The sequence below is a fragment of the Sporosarcina oncorhynchi genome (assembly GCF_033304615.1).
GTDB classification, from domain to species: Bacteria; Bacillota; Bacilli; order Bacillales_A; family Planococcaceae; genus Sporosarcina; species Sporosarcina oncorhynchi.
Genome location: NZ_CP129118.1, coordinates 1,055,182 through 1,078,758 on the forward strand (window position 1 = coordinate 1,055,182; position 23,577 = coordinate 1,078,758).

At 41.6% G+C, this 23,577-nt stretch carries 25 protein-coding genes, 1 riboswitch and 1 other annotated feature; of the genes, 16 read left to right on the top strand and 9 right to left on the bottom strand.

Features of this window, described 5'->3' with window-relative positions:
- Positions 1–41: 41 nt before the first annotated feature.
- The gene (locus QWT69_RS04880; RefSeq protein ID WP_317969540.1) at positions 42–842 is read left to right on the top strand and encodes an HAD family hydrolase; all 801 of its coding nucleotides are present in this window, start codon (positions 42–44) and stop codon (positions 840–842) included.
- 460 nt (positions 843–1,302) lie between these two features.
- On the opposite strand, the gene serA is transcribed toward QWT69_RS04880, so the two are convergent.
- Together serA and QWT69_RS04890 are read right to left on the bottom strand one after the other, a co-directional pair.
- A complete protein-coding gene (serA, locus tag QWT69_RS04885) occupies positions 1,303–2,889 on the bottom strand; it encodes a phosphoglycerate dehydrogenase (RefSeq protein WP_317970922.1) in 1,587 nt (528 codons plus the stop codon).
- Positions 2,886–4,046: a pyridoxal-phosphate-dependent aminotransferase family protein gene (locus QWT69_RS04890; RefSeq protein ID WP_317969542.1), complete on the bottom strand. Its 1,161-nt coding sequence runs from the start codon at positions 4,044–4,046 to the stop codon at positions 2,886–2,888. The genes serA and QWT69_RS04890 overlap by 4 nt, the downstream gene beginning before the upstream one ends.
- A 55-nt stretch (positions 4,047–4,101) precedes the next feature.
- Positions 4,102–4,329: a binding site (T-box leader), on the bottom strand.
- Between the two features lie 161 nt (positions 4,330–4,490).
- Here QWT69_RS04890 and QWT69_RS04895 point away from each other — a divergent pair.
- Positions 4,491–4,991, top strand: coding sequence for a DUF3231 family protein (locus QWT69_RS04895; protein ID WP_317969544.1), 501 nt, complete (start codon positions 4,491–4,493; stop codon positions 4,989–4,991).
- Positions 4,992–5,118: 127 nt separating this feature from the next.
- Positions 5,119–7,158 carry a prolyl oligopeptidase family serine peptidase gene (locus tag QWT69_RS04900; protein WP_317969546.1) on the top strand — a complete coding sequence of 680 codons (2,040 nt, stop codon included), beginning with the start codon at positions 5,119–5,121 and terminating at the stop codon, positions 7,156–7,158.
- Between the two features lie 49 nt (positions 7,159–7,207).
- On the opposite strand, the gene QWT69_RS04905 is transcribed toward QWT69_RS04900, so the two are convergent.
- On the bottom strand, positions 7,208–8,155 hold the full coding sequence (locus QWT69_RS04905; RefSeq protein ID WP_317970924.1) for a M23 family metallopeptidase: 948 nt from the start codon (positions 8,153–8,155) through the stop codon (positions 7,208–7,210).
- Positions 8,156–8,314: 159 nt separating this feature from the next.
- Between QWT69_RS04905 and QWT69_RS04910 the strand changes: the two genes are divergently transcribed.
- A complete protein-coding gene (locus QWT69_RS04910; RefSeq protein ID WP_317969548.1) occupies positions 8,315–8,632 on the top strand; it encodes a thioredoxin family protein in 318 nt (105 codons plus the stop codon).
- Between the two features lie 41 nt (positions 8,633–8,673).
- Here the strand turns inward: QWT69_RS04910 and QWT69_RS04915 are convergent, their stop codons facing one another.
- Positions 8,674–9,399, bottom strand: coding sequence for a glycerophosphodiester phosphodiesterase (locus QWT69_RS04915; RefSeq protein WP_317969550.1), 726 nt, complete (start codon positions 9,397–9,399; stop codon positions 8,674–8,676).
- Positions 9,400–9,491: 92 nt separating this feature from the next.
- Complete coding sequence (locus tag QWT69_RS04920; protein WP_317969552.1) at positions 9,492–9,770, bottom strand: AbrB/MazE/SpoVT family DNA-binding domain-containing protein; 279 nt, start codon at positions 9,768–9,770, stop codon at positions 9,492–9,494.
- Positions 9,771–9,974: 204 nt separating this feature from the next.
- Between QWT69_RS04920 and QWT69_RS04925 the strand changes: the two genes are divergently transcribed.
- The 6 genes from QWT69_RS04925 (at position 9,975) to QWT69_RS04945 (ending at position 14,513) form a co-directional block, all read left to right on the top strand.
- Positions 9,975–10,841: a YitT family protein gene (locus tag QWT69_RS04925; protein ID WP_317969554.1), complete on the top strand. Its 867-nt coding sequence runs from the start codon at positions 9,975–9,977 to the stop codon at positions 10,839–10,841.
- A 45-nt stretch (positions 10,842–10,886) separates the two neighbouring features.
- A riboswitch (SAM riboswitch) is annotated at positions 10,887–10,993 on the top strand.
- A gap of 71 nt (positions 10,994–11,064) precedes the next feature.
- Positions 11,065–11,973, top strand: coding sequence for a homoserine O-acetyltransferase MetA (gene metA / locus QWT69_RS04930; protein ID WP_317969556.1), 909 nt, complete (start codon positions 11,065–11,067; stop codon positions 11,971–11,973).
- A gap of 118 nt (positions 11,974–12,091) precedes the next feature.
- Entirely contained in the window at positions 12,092–12,259 is a 168-nt protein-coding gene (locus tag QWT69_RS17255; protein ID WP_348539042.1) for a GNAT family N-acetyltransferase, read from the top strand.
- A gap of 165 nt (positions 12,260–12,424) precedes the next feature.
- On the top strand, positions 12,425–13,273 hold the full coding sequence (locus tag QWT69_RS04935; RefSeq protein WP_317969558.1) for a metallophosphoesterase: 849 nt from the start codon (positions 12,425–12,427) through the stop codon (positions 13,271–13,273).
- 35 nt (positions 13,274–13,308) lie between these two features.
- On the top strand, positions 13,309–13,650 hold the full coding sequence (locus QWT69_RS04940) for a rhodanese-like domain-containing protein (protein ID WP_317969560.1): 342 nt from the start codon (positions 13,309–13,311) through the stop codon (positions 13,648–13,650).
- A gap of 158 nt (positions 13,651–13,808) precedes the next feature.
- Positions 13,809–14,513: a YetF domain-containing protein gene (locus QWT69_RS04945; RefSeq protein ID WP_431312317.1), complete on the top strand. Its 705-nt coding sequence runs from the start codon at positions 13,809–13,811 to the stop codon at positions 14,511–14,513.
- Positions 14,514–14,517: 4 nt separating this feature from the next.
- Here the strand turns inward: QWT69_RS04945 and QWT69_RS04950 are convergent, their stop codons facing one another.
- Positions 14,518–15,714 (bottom strand): NAD(P)-dependent malic enzyme, encoded by a 1,197-nt coding sequence (locus QWT69_RS04950; protein ID WP_317969562.1) that lies wholly within the window; start codon positions 15,712–15,714, stop codon positions 14,518–14,520.
- 224 nt (positions 15,715–15,938) lie between these two features.
- On the opposite strand from QWT69_RS04950, the gene QWT69_RS04955 reads away from it, so the two are divergent.
- The 3 genes from QWT69_RS04955 (at position 15,939) to QWT69_RS04965 (ending at position 17,276) form a co-directional block, all read left to right on the top strand.
- Positions 15,939–16,526: a TetR family transcriptional regulator gene (locus tag QWT69_RS04955; protein WP_317970928.1), complete on the top strand. Its 588-nt coding sequence runs from the start codon at positions 15,939–15,941 to the stop codon at positions 16,524–16,526.
- 85 nt (positions 16,527–16,611) lie between these two features.
- Positions 16,612–16,962, top strand: coding sequence for a DMT family transporter (locus tag QWT69_RS04960; RefSeq protein WP_317969564.1), 351 nt, complete (start codon positions 16,612–16,614; stop codon positions 16,960–16,962).
- The gene (locus QWT69_RS04965) at positions 16,962–17,276 is read left to right on the top strand and encodes a DMT family transporter (protein WP_317969566.1); all 315 of its coding nucleotides are present in this window, start codon (positions 16,962–16,964) and stop codon (positions 17,274–17,276) included. The genes QWT69_RS04960 and QWT69_RS04965 overlap by 1 nt, the downstream gene beginning before the upstream one ends.
- 7 nt (positions 17,277–17,283) lie before the next feature.
- Here the strand turns inward: QWT69_RS04965 and QWT69_RS04970 are convergent, their stop codons facing one another.
- Positions 17,284–17,946, bottom strand: coding sequence for an HAD family hydrolase (locus tag QWT69_RS04970; RefSeq protein WP_317969568.1), 663 nt, complete (start codon positions 17,944–17,946; stop codon positions 17,284–17,286).
- A gap of 111 nt (positions 17,947–18,057) precedes the next feature.
- Between QWT69_RS04970 and QWT69_RS04975 the strand changes: the two genes are divergently transcribed.
- Positions 18,058–18,957 carry an RluA family pseudouridine synthase gene (locus tag QWT69_RS04975; RefSeq protein ID WP_317969570.1) on the top strand — a complete coding sequence of 300 codons (900 nt, stop codon included), beginning with the start codon at positions 18,058–18,060 and terminating at the stop codon, positions 18,955–18,957.
- A gap of 46 nt (positions 18,958–19,003) precedes the next feature.
- On the opposite strand, the gene QWT69_RS04980 is transcribed toward QWT69_RS04975, so the two are convergent.
- Positions 19,004–19,642: a spore coat protein gene (locus QWT69_RS04980; protein ID WP_317969572.1), complete on the bottom strand. Its 639-nt coding sequence runs from the start codon at positions 19,640–19,642 to the stop codon at positions 19,004–19,006.
- Between the two features lie 157 nt (positions 19,643–19,799).
- Between QWT69_RS04980 and QWT69_RS04985 the strand changes: the two genes are divergently transcribed.
- The gene (locus QWT69_RS04985) at positions 19,800–21,086 is read left to right on the top strand and encodes a glycoside hydrolase family 18 protein (protein ID WP_317969574.1); all 1,287 of its coding nucleotides are present in this window, start codon (positions 19,800–19,802) and stop codon (positions 21,084–21,086) included.
- 52 nt (positions 21,087–21,138) lie between these two features.
- Here the strand turns inward: QWT69_RS04985 and QWT69_RS04990 are convergent, their stop codons facing one another.
- A complete protein-coding gene (locus tag QWT69_RS04990; protein ID WP_317969576.1) occupies positions 21,139–21,279 on the bottom strand; it encodes a hypothetical protein in 141 nt (46 codons plus the stop codon).
- Between the two features lie 332 nt (positions 21,280–21,611).
- Here QWT69_RS04990 and gdhA point away from each other — a divergent pair, with 332 nt between their 5' ends.
- Positions 21,612–23,000 (top strand): NADP-specific glutamate dehydrogenase, encoded by a 1,389-nt coding sequence (gene gdhA, locus QWT69_RS04995; RefSeq protein WP_317969578.1) that lies wholly within the window; start codon positions 21,612–21,614, stop codon positions 22,998–23,000.
- Positions 23,001–23,577 lie beyond the last annotated feature (577 nt).

The window sequence follows — 23,577 nt, forward strand, 5'->3', positions numbered from 1 at the left end:
CGGTTTTTTGTGTATAATCGAGCAAAGGGGAGTGATGAAAGTTGATAAAGACAATCATTTTCGACTTAGATGACACACTTTTATGGGACAAGAAAAGCATTGCAACTGCATTTGAAAATACATGTAAGTATGCAGCTGAGCTCCTATATATTGATGCGTTTGAATTGGAGAATGCGGTACGAGAAGCGGCAAGAAAACTTTATGCTACATACGATACATATGAATTTACACAGAACATCGGTATTAACCCATTTGAAGGGTTATGGGGAATATTTGATGATGCAGAGGCTGCATTTGGACGAATGAAAGAAATCATTCCGCACTACCAGAAAGAAGCTTGGACAACCGGGCTGCAAAAAATGGGTATACATAATGCTGTAATTGGAGAAAAATTAGCTGCGATATTCATTGAAGAGCGAAAGATGAGCCCATTTGTCTATGAAGAAACATTTTCCGTACTGGACCAATTGAAAGGAAACTATACGCTCGTTTTACTGACAAATGGCGCTCCATCACTACAAAACACAAAATTAGAAATCACACCTGAATTGAAACCGTATTTTGATGAAATAATTATTTCAGGTGCATTTGGAAAAGGAAAGCCTGATCCATCTATCTTTGAATATGTCATGAAGAAGACAGGTCATTCTGCGGGCGAGTCATTAATGATTGGTGATAACTTAATGACGGACATTTTGGGATCATCACGAGTTGGCATGCGTTCCGTGTGGATCAATCGCGAAAATCAACCGAAACGCGATGAAATTCAGGCGACATATGAGATCAATCATTTAGAAGAATTATTTCCGATTTTAGATCAACTTGGCCGTATCGAAATGTAGAGTGCGCAACGAAACGTAACCGGCGCGTATCGAAACGTAGACAGCTCGTAACACAACGTATCTCCGTCGTATCGAAATGTAGAGTGAGCAACGAAACGTAACCAGCGCGTATCGAAACGTAGACGGTTCGTAACACAACGTACCTCCGTCGTATCGAAATGTAGAGTGCGCAACGAAACGTAACCGGCGCGTATCGAAACGTAGACGGCTCGTATCACAACGTACCTCCGTCGTATCGAAATGTAGAGTGCGCAACGAAACGTAACCGGCGCGTATCGAAACGTAGACGGTTCGTAACACAACGTACACCCGTCGTATCGAAATGTAGCAGGCGCAACGAAACGTAACCGGCGCGTATCGAAACGTAGGAGGCTCGTATCACAACGTACCTTCGTCGTATCGAAATGTAGCAGGCGCAACGAAACATTGTCAGCGCCACATTGCGCAAAAAACCTACAAATTAAAGGTCAATTACACGCACTTCATAAATATCCACAAGGTCAGTCAAATCGTTCGTCTCATTCTGTGCCACATGATTATCAATCGTCAACATCATGATTGCATTTCCGCCGACTTCGGAGCGACCGACTTGCATTGTTGCGATATTGATGTTTTTGGCTGCAAGCAATGTACCGACGCGTCCGATTGCACCGGGCTGATCTTTATGTTTAATGAACAAGAGATGACCTTCAGGCACGACGTCGACTACATAGTCATCGACTTTAACGATGCGCGGGCCAAGGCCATTTAGCAATGTACCCGAGACGCGATGGCTAGCAACTGCAGTGCGCACTTCGACAGTCATGAGATTCAGGAACCCTTTAGTGGTAGTTGTTTTATGTTCTTCTACCTTGATTTCGAAACGTTCGGCAAGGAATTTGGCATTTACATCATTGACATGATCTCCAAGATTTCGTTTCAGAATCCCTTTGACGGTATTACGTGTTAATGCCCTCACATCATAATCGGCAAGTTCTCCTGCGTAATGAATCGTCACACCGACGATTGTTTCATCCGTCAGACGCGACAGGAATGTACCAAGCTTCTCAGCAAGGTTCAAGAAGGGAGCAATTTTTGCAAGCACTTCCTTCGAAACAGAGGGAAGATTGACTGGATTTCGAACTGCTTCTCCATTGAAGAAATTCACGACATCCATACTGACGTCCACTGCGACGCTTTCCTGTGCCTCTTTCGTACTTGCCCCTAAATGTGGTGTTGCAATCACTTCAGGCAAGTCTAGCAAAGGATGACCGACAAATGGCTCCGTTTCAAAAACATCGAGTGCAGCACCTGCAACTTTACCGGATACAATGGCATTATACAGGGCATCCTCGTCTATAATGCCTCCTCTTGCACAGTTTATAATCTGCACACCGTCTTTCATTTTTTCAAACGCTTCTTTATTCAATAAATGACGGGTCTCTTTTAATAACGGTGTGTGGACAGTTATAAAATCCGCCGCTTTTAACACGTCATCAATTGTACCAAAGCCGATGCCCATCTTTTTGGCCTTCTCTTCGGTTAGAAACGGATCATAGGCGATAACATTCATTCGCTGGCCTTTCGCGCGTGCGGTTACTTCAGCCCCAATACGACCAAGGCCAATGACGCCGAGTGTCTTGTTTTTCAGTTCTACACCAATAAACGACTTTCGATCCCAATGTCCAATTTTCAACGAATTGAATGCTTGCGGAATTTTCCTTGCAAGTGCAGTCATCATCGCGATTGTATGCTCAGCTGCTGAATTTGTATTGCCATCTGGCGCATTGACGACGATGATGCCATGTTCAGTGGCGGCCTCCAAATCGATATTATCGACACCAACACCAGCGCGTCCAATCATCTTTAATTGCATTGCTGCTTCAATCACTTCACGGGTAACTTGAGTCTGACTGCGTACGAGTATAGCGTCCACATCTTTTACGATTTCTAGTAACGCTTCATGCGATAATTCTGTAGCAAGGATAATTTCTAGATTATCCGCTTGCCGTAGTGGCTGAATGCCTTCTTCACTAAGCGGGTCGCTCACAAGTATTTTAAACATTATTTAGTCCCCCTCATTGTCAGATAAACTTGTTGGGCGGCCGCGACACCTTTTCCAAGTTCTATTTTCTTACCGATTTTCAATAAACCGATTTCCATCATCGCCAAAGTCTGCAACATATCAGCAGGGGAACAGTACCCCATATGGCCGATCCTCAAAATTTTTCCTTTTAAACGTCCCTGGCCGCCTGCAATACTTAATCCGAATTCACTCTTAAGCACTTTTCTAAAAGCATCTGCGTCGAAGTCATTAGGTTGCACGGCTGTAACTGTTTCAGATGCGTCTTCGTCATTCGTAAGTAATGGGATATTTAATGAACGAAAAGCGGCACGAGTCATCTTTTTCATAAGTGTATGGCGAGCAAAAACTTCCGGAAAGCCTTCTTTTTCAAGCAGCTGAAGCGCTTCATCCAATCCGAAAAGAAGTGAAACGGCGGGCGTGAAAGGCGTGCTGTTTTGCTTCAGACCTTTTTTGTATTTCACCAAATCTAAATAGAATCCCCGGCCAGAATTCATTTCAATGCATTTCCATGCACGGACACTAGCGGCAATGAATGCAAGTCCAGGAGGCAACATGAGCGCTTTTTGCGAACCTGTTACCAAGATGTCAATCCCCCAATCATCCATTCTTGTCTGTACGCCACCTACACAAGAGACGCCATCAACTATAGTCAAAGCCTCGCTCACTTCATTCACAGCTTTTGACAGGAGGGTTATAGGATTAATGACCCCTGTAGACGTTTCACAAAATGTTGCAAAGACCGCTTTGACGGCGGGATGCTTTTTCAAAGATTCTTGAACATCTTCAACCTGAAAGCTAGTACCCCACTCTACATCTAATCGATGGACGGTTATGTCATACGCTTCGCAAATGCCCACGAATCGTTCGCCGAATGAACCAGTAACGATAACAAGTACTTCATCACCCGCCTGAACAGTGTTTACGACAGCGGCTTCCAATGCGGATGTGCCACTTCCGGTCAAAATTAGTACATCTTGTGTTGTTCCAAACACTTTGTGTAATCCGGGCTGAAGTGATGCGAATAATTCCGATGTTTCATTGCTTCGGTGCCCGCTCATCGGACGGCTCAAGGCCTGCTGAACGCTTGGTGGAATGGGTGTTGGTCCTGGAATCCGTAAAAAAGTCTGGTCTTTTAACATGCTAATCTCCTCCTGTGGATAAAAATAAAAAAGCCTTCCGTCCCTTGCAACTAGTGCAAGGGGCGAAAAGCTTTTAAGCTACGCGGTGCCACCCTAATTCGCCGTCATTAAAGACAGCCTTCATAAAATGCGTAACGGGCATGAAGCGGATCGGCCTACAAAAAACCATTGTTCAGCTGACCTATTCAGAAGTGCTGCGACAAATTGGAACCGCTGATTTGCACCATCCATCAGCTCTCTGCAGGCTTCCATATAAGACGCTTGTCTTCATCAACATAGTTTCGGAAATTCAATTAAACTTTATCATAGCAAAGTTAAATGTATTGTCAATATACTTTGTGCATTCAGTTAACAATTATTCGTGTATAAAATAGGCTGTTTTACACATCATAAGAACAAATCCATGATATCAATGGAAAAGTTCAAGAAAAGAGGGAGAAACAAATGGGCATTTTAAGTGGAAATTCAAAAGACGAACCAATGCATTATGGTGAGGTACTTGGTTGTTGGGCATATGTTGGAGCAAATAACGGCTTGATCAGTGGTTATCAAGGATTTCTTAATCAGGTTGGCGATGAAGGACTTAAAAAGCTTTTGCACGATGCAGTAGATATGATGAAAAAAGAAAATGATCAACTGGAAATGATTTTAAAGGAGAATGGTGTAACACCACCACCTGCACTTCCAGACCGCCCTGAAGCGAATCGCGAAGACATCCCGGTAGGAGTCCGTTATACCGATCCTGAAATCGCCGGGGCAATATCCATCAATGTTGGTCAGGCACTTGTATCGATAAGCCAGGTGATCGGTCAATGTCTAAGAGAAGACATCGCCATGATGTTTAGTAAATTTCACGCTGAGAAATTGATGTTCGGCATGAAATTGCTGAAGATGAATAAAGAAAAAGGTTGGATTATACCTCCTCCGCTTCATAATCCTCGATAACGATATACTAAGCAGCCATTTACATACTGGCTGCTTTATTTTTTGGTTTTATGAAATTCAATTTTCCTCTCTTTTCAGAACAATGTGGTAAAATGAAACCGGTAAAACAAACTTAGGGGGAATTTGGATGACAGTACATACTAAAAGGGAAGTCGTCGAAGAAAATTATCACGGCACGAACGTCCAGGATCCATATAGATGGCTAGAGGATCCGGAAAATACAGAAGTGCAAGCATGGGTCGACGAACAGAATGAACAAACTCGAACGTATTTATCTACTTATGCCGATCGTCAGAAACTAAAAGAGAAATTGACGGATGTGTGGAATTTTCCGAAGTATTCAGTTCCGCGAAAAGAAGGCGATTACTATTATTTTCATATGAATGACGGACTACAAAATCAGGCGGTATTTTACCGGACAGCAAATTTGGACGGTAGGGATTTTGAAGTCGTTTTGGATCCGAATACAATGAATGAGGAAGGAACTGCTGCAATTACAAATCTTGCTTTCACAAAAGACGGCAAACGTATGGCTTATGGTGTTTCCTTAAACGGAAGTGATTGGCAAGAGGTCAAAATCCGTAATCTTGAAACGGGGCAAGATGAGCAAGAAATACTGCAATGGTGCAAGTTCTCTAGAATCGCTTGGAACGAAGAAGGGACCGGCTTCTACTATAACCGTTTTCCGGATCCATCGACCGTTTTGGCTGGGGAGGAAAGCTATTATAATAAAGTGTATTGGCATGAAATTGGTACTGCTCAGGAAGAAGATAAACTCATTTTTGAGGATTTGGCTAATAAAGAACATTCTTTTGACCCCATCCTATCAGACGATTATAAATACCTAATTCTCAATGTATGGAAAGGGACTGAAAACAAAAGCAGAATCTACTATAAAGACCTTGAAACAGATAGTGACTTCATCAAATTGTTAGCGAATGATGATGCGCGGTATTCATTTATCGGAAACGAAGACAGAACGTTCTACTTCATGACGAACTATAAGGCGCCAAAAGAAAAAATTATCGCAATCAATTTAGATCACCCTTCTAGTGATGAATGGACAGACATCGTCCCTGAGCAAGAAGATGTCCTCTCGTTTGGGAGTATGATTAATAACCAGTTCGTCACAGGTTATTTGCATAATGCCTATTACAAGATGAAAGTCTATGCTACCGACGGGGCTTTCGTGAAAGAGATTCCATTGCCGTCATTCGTTTCATTGTCAGGCATGAGTGGAAAGAAAGAAGACACATCGATGTTCATCGGCTACACATCCTATTTGTCGCCAGGTACAACGGCAAGCTATGATTTTAAATCGGGTGAACTGACATATGTATTTAAACGTGACGACAAATTCGACACGACTGATTTCGAAACGACGCAGATTTTCTATCCATCAAAAGACGGAACTAAGATTCCAATGTTCTTGACGCATAAAAAAGGAATTGAACTAAATGGGGAGAATCCGGTACTTTTATATGGGTACGGGGGCTTTAATGTCAGTTTGACGCCTTCATTCTCGCCTGCGCTCAGACTTTGGATGGAAGAGGGCGGTGTATATGCCGTCGCCAATCTTAGAGGTGGCGGGGAGTTCGGAGAAGATTGGTACAATGCCGGTACATTGGGCAATAAGCAGAATGTTTTTGATGATTTTATCGCTGCGGCTGAATGGCTCATCGAAAAGAAGTATACACGGACTGGAAAGCTTGCCATCATGGGCGGCAGTAATGGTGGATTGCTTGTCGGTGCGTGTATTACACAAAGACCTGATCTGTACGGGGCAGCGGTTTGCCAAGTACCTGTTATTGATATGCTCCGTTACCATAAATTTACCGTTGGACGTTATTGGGTTACTGATTTCGGGAACGCGGAAGCGAATGCAGATCACTTCGAATTCATGATGAAATATTCACCGCTGCATAATGTGCATGAAGGAACATCTTATCCACCGACAATCATTACGACTGCCGATACGGATGACCGCGTCGTCCCATTGCATGCAAAGAAATTTGCTGCGACGCTACAAGCAGCTCAACAAGGTGAAAATCCGATTTTGTTGCGTGTAGAAAAAAATGCAGGCCATGGAATGGGGAAACCGACAGTCAAAATCATTGAAGAGCAAACAGACGTCTACTCCTTCTTGTTTAAAGTACTGAATATATAAAACAAAGGCTGTTTCATCAGAAAATCGATGAAACAGCCTTTGTTTGTCTTCACTTCTGCCTCTCCCAATTTCTTAAAGCGGGAAACGGATCAAATGACCATTCCGTCCGGCCGTTGTATTTGTAGACGCCATAATGGAGATGCGGTGGGAATTTTCCTGACGTGCCTTCTTTACCGTATCCAGAACTGCCAACATACCCTAGCAACGTACCAGGCTCGACGACATCTCCTTCTTTAATGCCTTTATCAAAATAGGCTAAATGGGCATAATAATGATAAGTGTTATGATTGTCGCGAATCCCGATTCGCCAGCCTCCATAGTTATTCCAACCCATCACTTCAATGACACCATAAGAAGTTGCGACGACAGGCACGCCGTATCCTGCGAACAGGTCTGTTCCTTCATGGATTCTGCGCCCGCCCCAGCCGCGGCTTGACCCGAATGTGCCGCGATAGCTGTAATGATACCGTTTAGGGATTGGGAATGTGTGTGCATCCAGTTCAACCGTTCCAAAATGTCTGTAAAGCTTGGCAATCGCCAAAATTTGATTTACAGTCGCTTCCCGTTTGTAATAATGCCATAAAGCCGCCTTATACTCGGCTTCATTTGGTCCGTAAAAAGCCAGATGCGTAGCCATCGTTTGAAGAACATCTGATGGATTTGTTCGATCCGCTACTCCATCCCCATTGCCATCCGTTCCATTTCCACCGAAAAAGGAAATAGAAAGGGGAGACGTATCAAGTGAGTTTGGATTCAATGCACCTATCCAGTACTCTAAAGGAAATTGAAGTGAAATCGGGCCAGGCGATTTCTCGATATCGGGTCGAACTTGTTGGATATTCCGTTCATATTGATCGATTGCAGCTAAATGATACCAAGGAACAAGTTCACTTGAGGATTCGAAGTAATGGCGCATTCGTTCATCGATAACTTCCGATTCAGATTGCGCTGATACGGAAGTTGATGACAATTGGCTGAAAATGAAAATGCTACCCATAAAAATAAACAAGTTAGTGCGCAAAGGGATTCCTCCTTCTATCACACATAGAATTCCCCGATTTGCTTCAATCATGAGTAATTTGTGCATTGTCATATGATGGAATGGGTTTTGGGTGATATACTCAACAAGAGATTGTCATTAGAGGAGGTTGTTACAATGGAGAAATTAAAGTCAGTGGAACAATTTGAGCAATTGAAAAACGGGGAACGGACAATTTTTATGTTTTCAGCGGACTGGTGTCCTGATTGCCGCATCATTGAGCCATTATTGCCAGGATTAATGGCGGATTATCCAGAATATGAATTCATCTATGTAGATCGCGATGAGTTCATGGATATTTGCCAGCAACACGATATTTTCGGTATTCCTAGTTTCATTGCATATCACAGCGGAGAAGAAGTAGGTCGTTTTGTTAGCAAGGACAGGAAGACACGTGAAGAAATTGAAGCATTTATAAATGAATTAAGTGCGTAAATTAAAAGGAGGAGAAGCCAATACAGCGCTTCTCCCTTTTTTTATGACTTAGCTTGAAGTATGGTATACATTTTTTCCGGGTAATCTGTAAAAATGGCTTCAACTCCGGCTTGTTCCAGCATTTTTGCGTACTTTTCATCATTGACTGTGAATGTTCTGACAGGGAGCCCAGCCTCAAACACTTCCTGCATCGATGGTCGGATGGCGGCAGGGAAAAGTACATGTAACGCGTCTGCGGGTATGTTACGGATGTAGTCGACAGGATTGACGAGCACTTCCATGAAAAGTGCACCTGTTTTAATGGAAGGTGCAAGTTGTTTTGCTTTTTGAATAGCTCCGTGATCGAATGAAGATAGGATGACACGTGATTCCATTTGCATAGCGGTAACTAATTCAATAACCTTTTCGACCATACCATCATAAGGGAAAATATCTGATTTTAGTTCGATATTCAAGACGTGATGCGTACTGCTGAATACCTCAAGAACTTCTTGCAGTGTCGGAATCGTTTCGCCTGCGAAGTCAGCAGAAAACCAACTGCCAAAATCATGATTTTTCAATTCCGACAATGTCATATCCTTCACATACCCCTTACCGTCAGAAGTGCGGTTAATCTTCTCGTCATGGATGACGACTAGCTCATTGTCTGCCGTCATATGTACGTCAAATTCCACGCCATGAACAGGCAAGTAGGAAGCCTCTTTAAAAGCACTGATCGTATTTTCAGGGTAAGTTCCTGAAGCACCCCTGTGTGCGAAAATATTCATTGTACAGCTCCTCCTGTTTGAAAAAGTAATTTCACGAAAGAAAGGGCTTACGGTAGATCCGTAGCCCTTCGATTATATCCTAACGAACATGATTAATTCCATTTTTTGTTGTCTGCGATTTCTTTTTTTAGAATTTCAGCGCCTCTCGGACTAATATACATACCGTTTGACAGTTTTGTATTCTCTGGTGTAATTTCACCAGTTACGATACAAGCTTCGTCGACGACGTATTTTCGTAAGATAATCATGTCTTCATCTACAAAGATTTCCATAGGAGCACCTTTTTCAAGATGGAGTGAGTTCCTAAGTTCCTTAGGAATGACAATTCGCCCAAGATGATCGACCTTCCTGACAATACCTAAACTTCGCATAATATCCTCCCTGACATTGTGAATTTACTTGTGCAATTACTGTAAGCTTATCCGTGTATAAGAAGAATTGCAAAAATATGAATATACTATCTTATCGTTCCCTATATCCTCTATTCCTCTTTTGGAAGTTTTAAAACTATTGTGAACAAATATTTCTGTTAAAATAGGGTAGGTTTCACCAAACATTTTAAAAGGGGATACAGAATGTCTATTATCCATAAGAAGTCTATAGTATTTGACTACATCCAGATTATTGTCGGCGCCACGCTCGTCGGCCTCGCGTTCAATATATTTTTGCTTCCTTCGCGAATTGCTGCGGGAGGTGTATCGGGAATCAGCACAATTCTCTATGAATTGTTCGGCTACAATCCTGCATACGTACAGTGGCTTATTAATATTCCGTTAATCATTCTCGGATTATTGCTAGCGGGGAAAGAGTTCAGTGCGAAAACGATTGTCGGGACATTCTTCGTTCCATTTGTCATTTTTCTAACTGCGGGAATTGATGTCTCAATTGAAAATCCTCTACTCAGTTCTATTTATGGAGGGATTATGCTCGGGATTGGCCTCGGTATTGTGTACAGGGGAAACGGTTCAACGGGCGGGACAGCACTTATTGCCCAATTGTTAAAAAAATACACAGGTATGTCCAGCGGATTTTCTCAACTAATTGTTGATGGGGTCGTAGTAGTCACTTCGGCTTTCGTCTTTAATTTTGAATTGGCGCTGTACGCACTTATGTCAATCTATGTGACAAGCAAAGTAATCGACTTCGTTCAATTACAAACTTCCCCGACAAAGCTAGTACTCATTATTACAGAAAGCCCTGATAAGATTCAATCGATTATCCAGAACGAAATTGATAGAGGTTTGACGAAAGTGCAGTCAACTGGGGGATTTTCGAATAATGAAAAGACGATGATCTTCTGCGTCGTGGAACAATCAGAAGCCGTTTATTTGAAAAAGTTATTACAGACAGCTGAACCGACATCTTTTGTCATCTTCTTGAACGCTTCTGAAATATTAGGATCTGGTTTTTCAAAGGCAAAAGTGCATGGGCTGAATAAATAGGTATACAATTCAGTTTTAAATGCTATACTAGTCACAATCGAATATTTCTTATCAAGAGAAGCAGAGGGAATTGGCCCGTTGACGCTTCAGCAACCTCTGCAATTGCAGGAAGGTGCTACCTCCAACAAGATGAAAGTCTTGAGAGATAAGAGCGGAGAATTACTAAACATCCTCGTTCCTATCTATAGGGAGCGAGGATGTTTATTTTGAGGGGGAATTCACAATGCCGATTAATATACCTGAACAATTACCTGCACGCGAAATGCTGAAAGAAGAAAAAATCTTTGTTATGGATGAAATGAGGGCCACTTCACAGGACATCCGGCCGCTAAATATACTAATTTTGAACCTCATGCCGGAAAAGGAACGAACAGAGCTCCAATTATTAAGACTGCTTGGCAATACACCTTTGCAAGTGAATGTATCCTTTTTGAATACGGCTACCTATGAATCACGTAACGTCAGCAAAAATCATTTGGACTCATTTTACACGACGTTCGAAAAGGTCAGAAACCACCGTTATGACGGGTTGATTATTACCGGCGCACCCATCGAACATTTGGAATTTGAAGATGTGGCGTATTGGGACGAATTGAAGCAAATCATGGACTGGTCAAAAACGAACGTCACTTCCGTTTTGCATATTTGTTGGGGGGCTCAGGCTGCGCTTTATTATCATTACGGAATTAATAAATTTGAGTTGCCTAAAAAGCTTTCAGGTGTATACAGTCATACATTGACTGATCCAACGATAGAATTGGCGCGAGGCTTCAATGATCTGTTTAATGCACCACATTCAAGATACACGACCGTTTCTGTCGAACAGATTGAACAGGATCCGCGTTTACAATTGTTGGCTGTGTCAGAAGATGCAGGAGCTTTTATCATTATTTCCAAGGATAGCAAGCATATTATGGTCACGGGCCATCTCGAATACGATGCATGCACACTCGGTGAAGAATATGCACGCGATGTAGCAAAGGGGATTGATATTGCTATCCCTGAAAACTACTTCCCAGACAATGACCCTTCTAAAGAGCCATTGAACACATGGCGATCGCATACACATCTGCTGTTTTCGAACTGGTTGAATTACTACGTCTATCAGGAAACACCTTATGAGTGGGATTAAAATAATACTATTGGAAAGACGGCGGCGGATACTACATTCCGACGTCGTTTTTTTAATTTGTAGTGAAAGAAAGTGATTTTTATATAAAGAGGAGGAACGATGGGCTATTCATCGCAATATGCATCGCTTAGAGTTAACGGTGGTTAGTCGAAATGAAGCTGGTCTATCTTTATATAAAAAAATGGGTTTCGAAATTGAAGGAACAAAAAAGCACTCTTTATTCATCGGTGATGAATTTGTTGATGAATATTACATGTCAAAGCTGATTGATCCTGTTCCCTGCTAAACACGGTTGTTATTGAGTTTATTTACTCAGTAGCGGCAAGTTTTTCTGTGAAATGGAATAATTATAGGGTTGAATGGGAAGAGACAAGTTGTTTTCGCCACAAATGTTAAAATAAACGAAACTCTAGCGAACACTTACTAAAGCTATGAGATAGGAATTGAATCCATGTTAAAGAAAAAGTTAATATATATAATGGTTGGAATCGTTGCATTCGCTTATTTCGTTTACTTTCAAAATAATTCAATCGTCACAAGTAAAACAGTTATTCGTTCAGCTGACATCCCTAATGGTTTCCATCAATACAAGATCGTCCATTTGTCTGATCTTCACAGTAAGAATTTTGGGAGAGACCAGCAAATATTGGTTCGAAAAGTAAGTCAGCTAAAGCCGAATATCATTGTATTTACGGGTGACCTGATTGATTCTAATCGGGTGGGAGATGAGGCTAGCCTTATCTTAATGAAAGAATTGACAACCATTGTGCCTGTTTATTACGTTTCTGGCAACCACGAATGGTGGTCTGGAACATTCAGCTCCTTGGAAAGTTCACTGAATGATCTAGGGGTACGGGTTTTGAGAAATGAGCATGATGTCGTGGATAAAGGAAATGACAAAATGTACATTGTTGGCATCGATGACCCGGCTCATGGCAGTAAGAGTTTAACTGAACGTGAGAGAACGGAGGACGTTATCGTGGAGTCGATAGAGGGAATTGAGAAAGACAGTTTCACGATTCTACTATCGCATCGTCCAGAAATGCTTGACCTTTATGCAGCGTCTGGTTTTGACATTGTGTTTGCAGGACATGCCCATGGTGGACAGGTTAGAATTCCTTTTATCGGCGGTTTAGTTGCACCGAATCAAGGATTCTTTCCAACATATACTGCTGGCAAACATGAGTTGAATCAAACAGTGATGGTGGTAAGCAGGGGCCTTGGGAACAGTATAATTCCGTTGAGATTATTTAATCGACCTGAGATTGTGGAAATCACATTGGAAGTGCTAGATAGTTGATGATTTACTAAGTTATAACTTAGGAGGAAAAGAATTTGTCGGTTAGAACAATTACACCTGAAGAATTATTCGAGAAAATGAGAGCACAAGAAGAATTTGTACTTGTGGATGTACGGGCTGAAGAAAAATATAACGATTTTCATATCGAAAACTCTAATGTATCGGATATGAATATACCTAAAACAGAAATTTTCAGGCTGGAAGACGAATCGGAAGAAAATATAGCTATGTTACCAATGAATCAAGAGCTGATCATTACATGTACGACTGGAAACTCCGCAACGAAATGTGCGAACATTCTCTCTGGTCGTGCCTATGATGTTGTCGTCTTGGAAGGCGGCATTACCGCGTGGATAGAATTTATGAACAAAAAATAAATGACTCTTATACGAGGAATATAAAAAGTCAAAGCTAGCCCGTTGAATACTTGAATTTAGGATTTAGTAAAGGCTAAGAAGAGAGCTACCTTACCAAATCAACTAGTATAATTCACCTCCTCTGTTACACACTACAGTGAAACGGAGGTGCATTGTAAGTGACTGATTGGTTGGAAATTGATTTTTGGGAAATGATCATCCGTACAACTGTGGCGTTTATTATTCTTCTTATTCTTGCAAGGATTATGGGAAAAAAACAGATTTCGCAGTTGACGTTTTTCCATTATGTCACGGGCATTACAATAGGGTCGATCGCAGCGGAAATTTCTGTGAACGCCGAAACGCATTTTTTCAATGGATCCATTGCATTAATATGGTGGGCGGTGTTGACAGTAATTGTGAACTTGTTGACGATTAAATCCATCAAGGCTAGGAAGCTACTTGATGACAAGCCGACGATATTAATCCTAAAAGGAAAAATTAGCGAGCAAGGTATGAAGAAAGCACGGTTTACGTTGAATGACTTAAATATGATGCTTCGTGAGCAAGGGGTATTTTCGATTATGGATGTCAATTATGCGATTCTCGAAACGAACGGTGAGCTGAGTATTTTGAAAAAAGCGAGCCAAGAACCTGCTACTCGACAAGATGTCAAAGCTCCTGGCACTGAGCCTAAATATATTCCGACTGAAATTATTTCTGATGGGAATTTGATAAAGGAAAACTTGACTGAGTTGAAACTCACAGAGGAATGGGTCTATAGTCAATTGAAGAAAAAAGGTATCGGTACAATTGAACAGGTTTATTATGCGGAAATTCAAGGTGATGGGACTCTTCATGTTGATGAGAAAACAGGTAAATAACATTTTAACCAACGGGTATGGCAGAAAGTGTGGCTGTTCCCGTTTTAATGGCAGCTTCACCGACAGCTTGAGCTACTGTATTGACGACGCGCTCGTCAAAGGGATCAGGGATAATGTAATCCGGATGTAAATCTTTTTCATCAATCAATGATGCGATTGCATAGGTAGCGGCCATTTTCATCTCTTCGTTAATGTCACCAGCACGGACGTCAAGCGCGCCTCTGAAAATACCAGGGAAAGCGAGTACGTTATTGACTTGATTCGGATAATCTGAACGTCCTGTTGCGATAATAAAAGCACCATACTGTTTGGCAAGGTCAGGCATTATTTCGGGTGTAGGATTCGCCAAAGCGAAGAGTACAGGTGATTCGTTCATGGACTGAATCATTTTTTCCGTCAACAAGTTAGCGACCGATACACCTATGAAAACATCTGCATTAATCAGCGCGTCAGACAAGCTTCCGGTAACGCCGAATGGATTTGTACTATAAGCCATTTCTACTTTGACGGGATTCATGCCATTAGTTCGTTCTTTATGGATTGTACCTTTTGAGTCACAAAGGATGATGTGACGGCAACCAAGTGTGGTCAGATGTTTAACGATTGCAATTCCTGCAGCACCAGCACCGTTGACGACGATTTTTGCGGTGGACAAGTCCTTTTTAATTAGTTTGAATGCATTGATTAGACCTGCTGCTACGACGATTGCTGTTCCGTGCTGGTCATCGTGGAAAACGGGGATATCACATTCTTCCCGCAAGCGTTTTTCAATTTCAAAACAGCGGGGGGCCGAAATGTCTTCCAAATTAATGCCACCGAAAGTTGGGCTTATCGCTTTTACTGTTTGAATGATTTCTTCCACATTCTTCGTTCCAAGACAAATCGGAAAGGCATCGACATCTGCAAAACGCTTAAGCAGAAGAGCCTTACCTTCCATTACGGGTAAAGCGGCCTCTGGACCAATGTCCCCTAGGCCCAGTACTGCGGTGCCATCAGTGATGACGGCAACAAGATTTCCTTTAATCGTATAATCAAAAACGGTGTTGCGGTCTTTCGCAATTTCCAGACAAGGTTCGGCAACCCCAGGCGAATAAGCCAAACTGAGATCCGCTGCATTTTCGAGCGGTACCGTCGATACAATCTCCATTTTTCCTTTATGCAGTCCATGCATTTCCAAAGCAGAACGATAATCCCTGTCCATGAACGTCCACTCCATTCTTATAAGATAAAAAATGTATAATCATATTATTAGCAGGTAACCAGTTTTAAATCAAATTAATTATTCGGTTAAATCCCAATATTATGTGAATGGTACCGCTTACACACTCATTGTCATTATAAATAGTATGTGAAATATTTATTTTTCAAAACAGCTGAAATGAGCTGATTTCTATGTTAAAATTAATGAATGACAGTCATTCATTAATGGGGGGACATACTTTGAACAAGAAAGAACGGATTATTGAAGCGGCTATTGAAGTGTTTCGTCAACAAGGAATTGAGAAGACAAAAATCTCGGATATCGTGAAAGTGGCAGGCATTGCACAAGGTACTTTTTATTTGTATTTTCCATCCAAGTTATCATTGATGCCTGCAATTGCGGAAGTGATGGTTGCAAAGACATTGGAAATCGTCAAAGATCGAGTGTCGGAAAATGAACCTTTTCCAAAAAGATTGGATCAACTCGTTGATGCTATTTTTGAAGTGAATGAAGAATATCATGAAATCCAGGCACTCATTTACGCGGGCCTTGCATCCACAGAGCATCTGAAAAATTGGGAAACGGTTTACGCGCCTTTTTACGAATGGATTAGTGATGGTTTGAAGCAGGCGATAGAAGACAATGTCATCCGTAACTCAGTTAATCCTGAACGGACAGCTAGACTTGTCATTGGTCTCGTCGAATCTGCAGCGGAACAAATTTACCTATACGATACAGATAAAGAAGATGAAGCAATCGTTCAGAAAAAAGAAGTAAAAGAATTTTTGCGTCATGCGCTTTCGATTAAATAGAAAATTTAAGTAGATTCCAACTGGAAATATTTTATGGCGCTCGTTAATGAATGACAGTCAGTCACTAACGTTAGGAGTAGAAAAAATGAATAAATCATGGTTTTATGTAGCAATGACTAGTTTTTTTGAATTGGTTTGGATATTTGGTTTTAATGTAGCGAGTGAGTGGTGGCACTGGATTCCGATTGTGCTATTCATTTTCATCGATTTTCATTATTTAGCAAAAGCATGTGAAGATTTGCCGACAGGAACAGTGTATGCAGTATTTGCTGCGGTCGGGACAGTCGGTACGGCTTTAATGGATGTGTTTTTATTCGGTGAAAGTTTAAGTGGAGGTAAGATATTCTTCATCTTCATACTTCTCTTAGGTGTAATCGGATTAAAACTAGCTGATGATGTAGAAGAAAAAAAAGCGGAAAAAGGAGCTGTTAACTGATGGGTTGGTTTTTAGTAATGCTCGCTGCTGCCGCTGAGTTCATCGGTGTTATTGGGTTGAATAAATATAATGAAGATAAGACGTGGAAAAATGTACTGTTATTCGGAGGTGGTTTCGGATCGGCATTTGCATTTCTCTACATGTCGTTCAATTACTTGCAAGTGAGCACTGCATACGCCGTCTGGATTGGAATCGGTACGGCGGGTGCCGTGCTCATCAATATGCTGTTTTTCGGGGAATCAAGAAGTAAGGGCCGTATAGTAAGTGTCATACTTATCGTCATTGGTGTAGTCGGTCTAAAAGCGATATCATAATAAATCGTTAGAGTACTTCCCAGCTTCTATCGTTCGCAATTTGGTGCAGACGTTTTTCAGGTTTTACAGCAATGGGATTTCCAACAAGTTCAAGTACAGGCAAATCAGAATAGCTATCGCCGTAAGCAAAGCTGTTCGACCAGTCAACTTCTTTGTCTGCCAATGCTTTCATGATCATTTCATTTTTGCGTTTTCCTTGGATATGATAGATTTTTGTCTGTGTATCGAACCGTCCATCTAGTGAGTAGGGTATTTCCGTTCCGATAATATCATTGAACGGAAGTCCGGTTGTAACGGCGTGCAATAAAGGTGTATAAGCACCCGAGACAAGCATAATATGTATGCCAGCCAATTCATGTTGTTTGATTCGTTCGATGACGTCTTTATTGAAATTCGCCTGCATCGCTTCTTTCATTTCCTTAAAATACGCACTTTGTCCTGATTTGTCCAACGATTGCAGAGCGCTAGCATACAATTGCATGGAACGTTCTTTCATCGTCGATTCGGGTACGACTTTCGCTTTGTAGCCTATATATAACGGTAGAATTTTTCTGAAGAATGATTTATATTTTGAGTTGTGTTGCGGGTGATGTTTTAGATGTTTCATCAATAATTGAAATGTTTCTTCAGCATAAAGTGTGCCGTCGAAGTCGAAAATCGCCACTTTCATAGAATCGCCCCTTTTGTGTACGTATGAAAAAGCTTGTACTGATTATGATACAGTGTTTGTATTCGAAGGGCAATTTAAGGATAATAGAGGATAGAGAGTGAGGAGACAAAAATGCATACAAATCGTTCTAAAAAAAGAGAAAACTCGCAACAATTCGATGTTACAGTAGAGGAGGAGTTGTTGCCGTTTTTACTTGAAAAGATGAATAAGAACTCTCGCAACTCAGTCAAGTCGATATTGACGCGGGGACAAGTTTCGGTGGATGGCCGTTCTGTAACAAAACATAATCACAAATTGCGTGTAGGACAACAAGTCGAAATCTTGTCGAACAAAACTGCGATGAGCGAAAGCATGATTACGGGTTTAACGATTGTCTACGAAGACGAGGCAATCATCGTCATTGATAAAGAGGCGGGTCTATTATCGATGGCTGCAAAGAATAAAGACGAGAAGACCGCGTTCAGTGAAGTATCTGCCTATATTAGAAATCAGAATCCGAAAGAGCGAGTTTACATCGTTCATCGTCTGGACAGAGATACGTCAGGCGTCCTGTTATTTGCCAAAAGCGAAGAAGTGAAGATGAAACTGCAAGATAATTGGGAGGAGATGGCAAAGGAGCGCATCTATACAGCACTTGTCGAAGGGAATGTTAAAAAGGATAAAGGCACCGTGAAGTCGTGGCTTAAGGAGACGAGGACGTTCAAAGTATATTCGAATCCTACAGACAACGGAGGTCAACTGGCGATTACGCATTTCCGTAAAGTTAGACATAATCAAAGATATACCCTTCTAGAAATCGGACTTGAAACCGGTAGGAAGAATCAGATTCGTGTGCACATGGAAGAAATTGGCCATCCTGTCGTTGGAGACAAAAAATACGGTTCGACTGTCAATCCTTTGAAACGGCTCGGGCTTCATGCGACATCTTTAACAATTGTCCATCCTGTAACAGCCGAAGTGATGAAGTTTGAAACAGATATTCCTCCCGCTTTTATTAATAAAGCATTATAAATTGAAAGAAGCTGCCCAGGCTGTGAACGCCTATTGGGCAGCTTTTTTATTGTACTGTATGGTCTTGCATCGGGGGTTGTCCTTGCATAGGCGCGAAGGAATTGATCATCTCTTGCATGTCTTGCTCAGACAGCTGAGGGATTTGATAGTACTGTTTCTTATTCATATAGATCGAAAGCTCATAGGCCATTTCGATGCAATTCGGGATGGAATCCGCAAGAACTCGCCTTACAACGGGATGTGTGACTTCAATGGCGGCTGTTGTCTTTAACGAAGCGATACTTTTAACGGATCCGAGCATAAAGCCGGAAATCATATCGTCATTAAGTTCTTGAGCGTTTTGCATCGGTTTTTTCGGTTGAGATGGGGTGAAACCATAAACGAAATCATTGCCTGTTTTCATCTTGTAGCTTCCTGTCGGATGAGATGGATCTGTTCCTGATTTGAAACACTCCACCGTAATATTGTACTCATCCAGTGAGAATCGGTATTGCCTGTCTAAAATGTCCACAAGTTCGGGATCTTTGATATGCGGTCGGAATAACGTCGCCTGATTCAAACACGAAATTACAGCACCTAATACGTCTTTGATGCCGAATAATCCATTAGCGCCATGATTCATGTTGGATGGTACCGGACCGGTCTGCATATTTTGATGCATGTCACCATATTGGTTTTGGGTCACTCTATGTCCTCCTTGTATAGTGTATTTTCAATCAGAGGTAGTATGGCTTGTTGATGAAGGTATATGTATTTTATTAATAAAAATGATGCATAATCAGGCAGGTTGAATAATAGCATGGTGTAAACGGCAATTTGTCTATGAAAGGCAGAGGATGACTATGCAAATCCATGTTGTGCGGCAAGGACAAAGTCTTTATGGTATTGGACAGGCGTACGGAATTTCGTATGAAAAAATAGCAGAAGCAAACAAATTGGCTGATCCCTCTAAACTGGTTGTTGGTCAAGCGCTCGTCATACCGATTAACGGCAGTTATCATTGGGTACAGCGGGGACAATCTTTGTATAGCATTTCGAAACTTTACGGGACGACGGTTGAAAATCTTGCAAGAATCAATGGCATTTCTCCATCGAGCATATTACAAATAGGACAGCGGTTATACATTCCGAAGCGGATCAAAAAGGAAATTGAAACGTTATTGTATGTGGAACCGCGCCAAGCAATTATGCAGGAATTGACGGATGAAGTGGTTGAACGTGTCGATGATCTGACGTATTTGGCTATGTTCAGTTATGAAGCACTACGGGATGGATCATTGAAAGAACCCCCACTTGGTGATATTCCAACAATTGCGACTGACGCAAGGGTACTGAATGCGATGGTCGTCAGCAATTTGGAGAACTTCGGATTTAATGCAGATCTAGCGCATGTTCTTTTTACAGATATAGTCGTACAGAATCGCCTGTTTGAAAATATCGTGCGAACGGCGAAGAGAGTAGGCTATTCGGACATTCACTTTGATTTTGAATTTATTAAACCAACGGATAGGGAGTTGTATAACGCATTTTTGCGAAATGCACGCGCTCGATTCCATCCTGTTGGTCTGACATTATCAACCGCATTGGCTCCGAAAACTTCTTCCGATAAGACGGGTATTTATGGTGGCATCGATTATAAAGCACATGGAGAGATTTGTGATTTCGTAACATTAATGACGTATGAATGGGGATACTCATATAGTGACCCTCAGGCGGTAAGCCCGATTAATCAAGTGCGTAAGGTCGTGGAATATGCAGTCAGTCAAATCCCGCGTGAGAAAGTTTTTCTTGGTCAGAACTTGTATGGGTATGACTGGAAGTATCCATATCCACCTGAAACAGGAGTAGCCGCAAAAGCACTTAGTCCGTTGCAAGCAGTCAATCTAGCTATCCGTCAAAATGCAAATATCCAGTATGATCCGGTTGCACAAGCGCCGTATTTTCTATACTGGGATAATGAAGGCGTGCGTCATGATGTCTGGTTTGAAGATGCCCGCAGCATTCAGGCGAAATTTAATTTGTTAAAAGAATTTAAGTTGCGTGGAATGATGTACTGGAAATTGGGATTAGCTTTCCCGCAGAATTGGTTATTACTCACTGATAATTTCATTATTAAAAAGCGTAAATGAAAAAAAGGCCAAATGTGCAGATTTTGCACGTATGGCCTTTTGCATGTTACGTTCATTCTTTCAAAATATATTTGATTGCGTTTTGGAAAAAGTCTACATCAGGATTGATTAGTAGAGCAGGTAGGAATGCAAATGCCATCAGGATAACCACATTGGCCCCAATGATTGTACGTACAACTTTGGTGAATTTCATAAAGCATCTCCTCTTTCTCTTCATTGTAGTTTTCCAAATAACTGTTTTATAGGCTTTTGGATAGTATCAATAATAGTATATGTTCAGATAGTTGTAAATGTTTTTATTTTACGGAATACAATTTCTGCAAGAAATGATTATTTTGACAAAATGAGGTAGCGAAAATCCATGAAACTTAAAAAGAGGTTGTATCTATTCGGATTTTCGGTAATACTAGTAAAAACGAAGAAAGAATTTTAAAATATTATTCTTCAGTTTGTGATAAAATGGAAGTCTACTTTTTTATACTGAATTTCTATGTGGTTTTGTGCTATAAGAGTTTGAGGAAAGGGATGAGGCAATTGACTAAAATCGAATCCACACAAGAAAATCGGAGTCGTGCTAATGATTATGTGCATGAAGTATATGAACTTATCAAAAAGAGAAATCCGGACGAAAAAGAATTTTTACAAGCGACGCGTGAAATTTTTGATTCGCTCCGACCGGTCTTTGCCAAGCATCCAGAATACATCCGTAATGGAATATTGGAACGGCTGACAGAACCTGAAAGAATCATTTCGTTCCGCGTCTCTTGGGAAGATGATCAAGGTAAAGTGCATGTCAATCGCGGTTTCCGCGTTCAGTTCAATAGTGACCTCGGCCCGTACAAAGGCGGCATTCGTTTTCATCCTTCCGTAAATACCAGTATTATGAAATTCCTCGCATTCGAACAAATTTTTAAAAACGCATTGACGGGACTCCCAATAGGCGCAGGAAAAGGTGGATCCGATTTTGATCCGAAAGGAAAATCTGAACGAGAAATCATGCGCTTCACCCAAAGCTTTATGACGGAATTAAGCAAGCATATTGGCCCGGATGTAGACGTTCCTGCAGGGGATATTGGTGTCGGAAGACGGGAAATTGGGTATATGTTCGGCCAGTATAACCGGTTAAAAGGCGGCTACGAAGCGGGTGTTCTAACAGGAAAAGACCCGAATCACGGGGGATCTCTTGGCCGGAAAGAAGCAACCGGATACGGAACTGTCTATTTCGTTGAAGAGATGTTGAACGAAAATAGTCTTTCATTCAAGGATAGTAAGGTAATCGTTTCAGGATCTGGCAATGTTTCGACTTACGCAATAGAGAAGGCACTGCAACTGGGTGCGACAGTAGTTGCTTGCAGTGATTCGGGTGGTTATATTTATGATAAAAACGGCATTAACCTCGATACTGTGAAACGCTTGAAAGAAGTAGAGCAAAAGAGGATCTCGGAATATGTGAAGGAGCATCCTGAAGCTGAATATCATGAAGATTGCACAGCAATCTGGTCCATTCCTTGTGATATCGCCTTACCTTGTGCTACACAAAACGAAATTGATGAAATCGCTGCACATATGTTAATTGGCAATGGTTTGAAAGCGTTAGGTGAAGGCGCGAATATGCCTTGTACAATTGAAGCAATCACTATTTTTATGGAAAATGGAGTTTTATTCGCGCCAGCAAAAGCGGCAAATGCAGGTGGAGTTGCTGTATCGGCAATGGAAATGTCACAGAACAGCATGCGTCTCGCGTGGACAGAAGAAGAAATCGATGAGCGTTTAAAGCTCGTTATGAAGAATATTTATGAAAGCTGTAAAACAGCCGCCGATAACTTCGGTAAGCCAGGTAACCTCGTCATGGGTGCTAATGTAGCTGGCTTCCTAAAAGTGGCAGACGCCATGGTCGCCCATGGTATTCGCTAACAAGTATCCATCTCAAACCCGTTAATGCAACGGGGAGAGATGGTTTTTTGTTTTGTCTGAATGGAGGTTGTCGTGAGTGAATAGCGAGCTTGGCTGTGAATCAATCGCATTGTGCGTAAACGGCAGTTGTGCACGAGTAAAACTAGTAATCGCGCTCGTATGTGGCGGTTGTGGACCTGTAAAATTTGTTGCTTTCCTCGGTTCAAAAAGCAGACCAAGATTAATATGTCAAAAGCATTCTGCGCGACGGATTAACACTTACGTATTGGGGTCCCCCGCGGAACGATAAAGGTTTAACAGCTTTTTAGTTCAGTGAATGGACCTACTGAAATCATCGAATTAGCACACCTTCAAAACCGCTCAACCTGGGTTCATAACCGCTCAACATCGATTCAAATCCGCTCAACCTCGGTTCAAAACCGCTCAACCTGGTCTGAAATCCGCTCAACCTAGTCCAAAAACCGCTCAACCTCGGTTTAAATCCGCTCAACTGCAGTTCGAATCCGCTCAACCTTAGTCTGAAAAACACCCTACATCCATCCGAAAGTGCTTCAATCATGCGTTTAGCGGCAGAAAA

Bases quoted from the DNA above. Each gene is read 5' to 3' on its own strand.
- QWT69_RS04890 (WP_317969542.1), bottom strand. From the start codon at position 4,046: ATGTTAAAAGACCAGACTTTTTTACGGATTCCAGGACCAACACCCATT.
- QWT69_RS04895 (WP_317969544.1), top strand. From the start codon at position 4,491: ATGGGCATTTTAAGTGGAAATTCAAAAGACGAACCAATGCATTATGGT.
- QWT69_RS04900 (WP_317969546.1), top strand. From the start codon at position 5,119: ATGACAGTACATACTAAAAGGGAAGTCGTCGAAGAAAATTATCACGGC.
- QWT69_RS04905 (WP_317970924.1), bottom strand. From the start codon at position 8,155: ATGGGTAGCATTTTCATTTTCAGCCAATTGTCATCAACTTCCGTATCA.
- QWT69_RS04910 (WP_317969548.1), top strand. From the start codon at position 8,315: ATGGAGAAATTAAAGTCAGTGGAACAATTTGAGCAATTGAAAAACGGG.
- QWT69_RS04915 (WP_317969550.1), bottom strand. From the start codon at position 9,399: ATGAATATTTTCGCACACAGGGGTGCTTCAGGAACTTACCCTGAAAAT.
- QWT69_RS04920 (WP_317969552.1), bottom strand. From the start codon at position 9,770: ATGCGAAGTTTAGGTATTGTCAGGAAGGTCGATCATCTTGGGCGAATT.
- QWT69_RS04925 (WP_317969554.1), top strand. From the start codon at position 9,975: ATGTCTATTATCCATAAGAAGTCTATAGTATTTGACTACATCCAGATT.
- metA (WP_317969556.1), top strand. From the start codon at position 11,065: ATGCCGATTAATATACCTGAACAATTACCTGCACGCGAAATGCTGAAA.
- QWT69_RS17255 (WP_348539042.1), top strand. From the start codon at position 12,092: ATGCATCGCTTAGAGTTAACGGTGGTTAGTCGAAATGAAGCTGGTCTA.
- QWT69_RS04935 (WP_317969558.1), top strand. From the start codon at position 12,425: ATGTTAAAGAAAAAGTTAATATATATAATGGTTGGAATCGTTGCATTC.
- QWT69_RS04950 (WP_317969562.1), bottom strand. From the start codon at position 15,714: ATGGACAGGGATTATCGTTCTGCTTTGGAAATGCATGGACTGCATAAA.
- QWT69_RS04955 (WP_317970928.1), top strand. From the start codon at position 15,939: ATGGGGGGACATACTTTGAACAAGAAAGAACGGATTATTGAAGCGGCT.
- QWT69_RS04960 (WP_317969564.1), top strand. From the start codon at position 16,612: ATGAATAAATCATGGTTTTATGTAGCAATGACTAGTTTTTTTGAATTG.
- QWT69_RS04965 (WP_317969566.1), top strand. From the start codon at position 16,962: ATGGGTTGGTTTTTAGTAATGCTCGCTGCTGCCGCTGAGTTCATCGGT.
- QWT69_RS04970 (WP_317969568.1), bottom strand. From the start codon at position 17,946: ATGAAAGTGGCGATTTTCGACTTCGACGGCACACTTTATGCTGAAGAA.
- QWT69_RS04975 (WP_317969570.1), top strand. From the start codon at position 18,058: ATGCATACAAATCGTTCTAAAAAAAGAGAAAACTCGCAACAATTCGAT.
- QWT69_RS04985 (WP_317969574.1), top strand. From the start codon at position 19,800: ATGCAAATCCATGTTGTGCGGCAAGGACAAAGTCTTTATGGTATTGGA.
- QWT69_RS04990 (WP_317969576.1), bottom strand. From the start codon at position 21,279: ATGAAATTCACCAAAGTTGTACGTACAATCATTGGGGCCAATGTGGTT.
- gdhA (WP_317969578.1), top strand. From the start codon at position 21,612: ATGAGGCAATTGACTAAAATCGAATCCACACAAGAAAATCGGAGTCGT.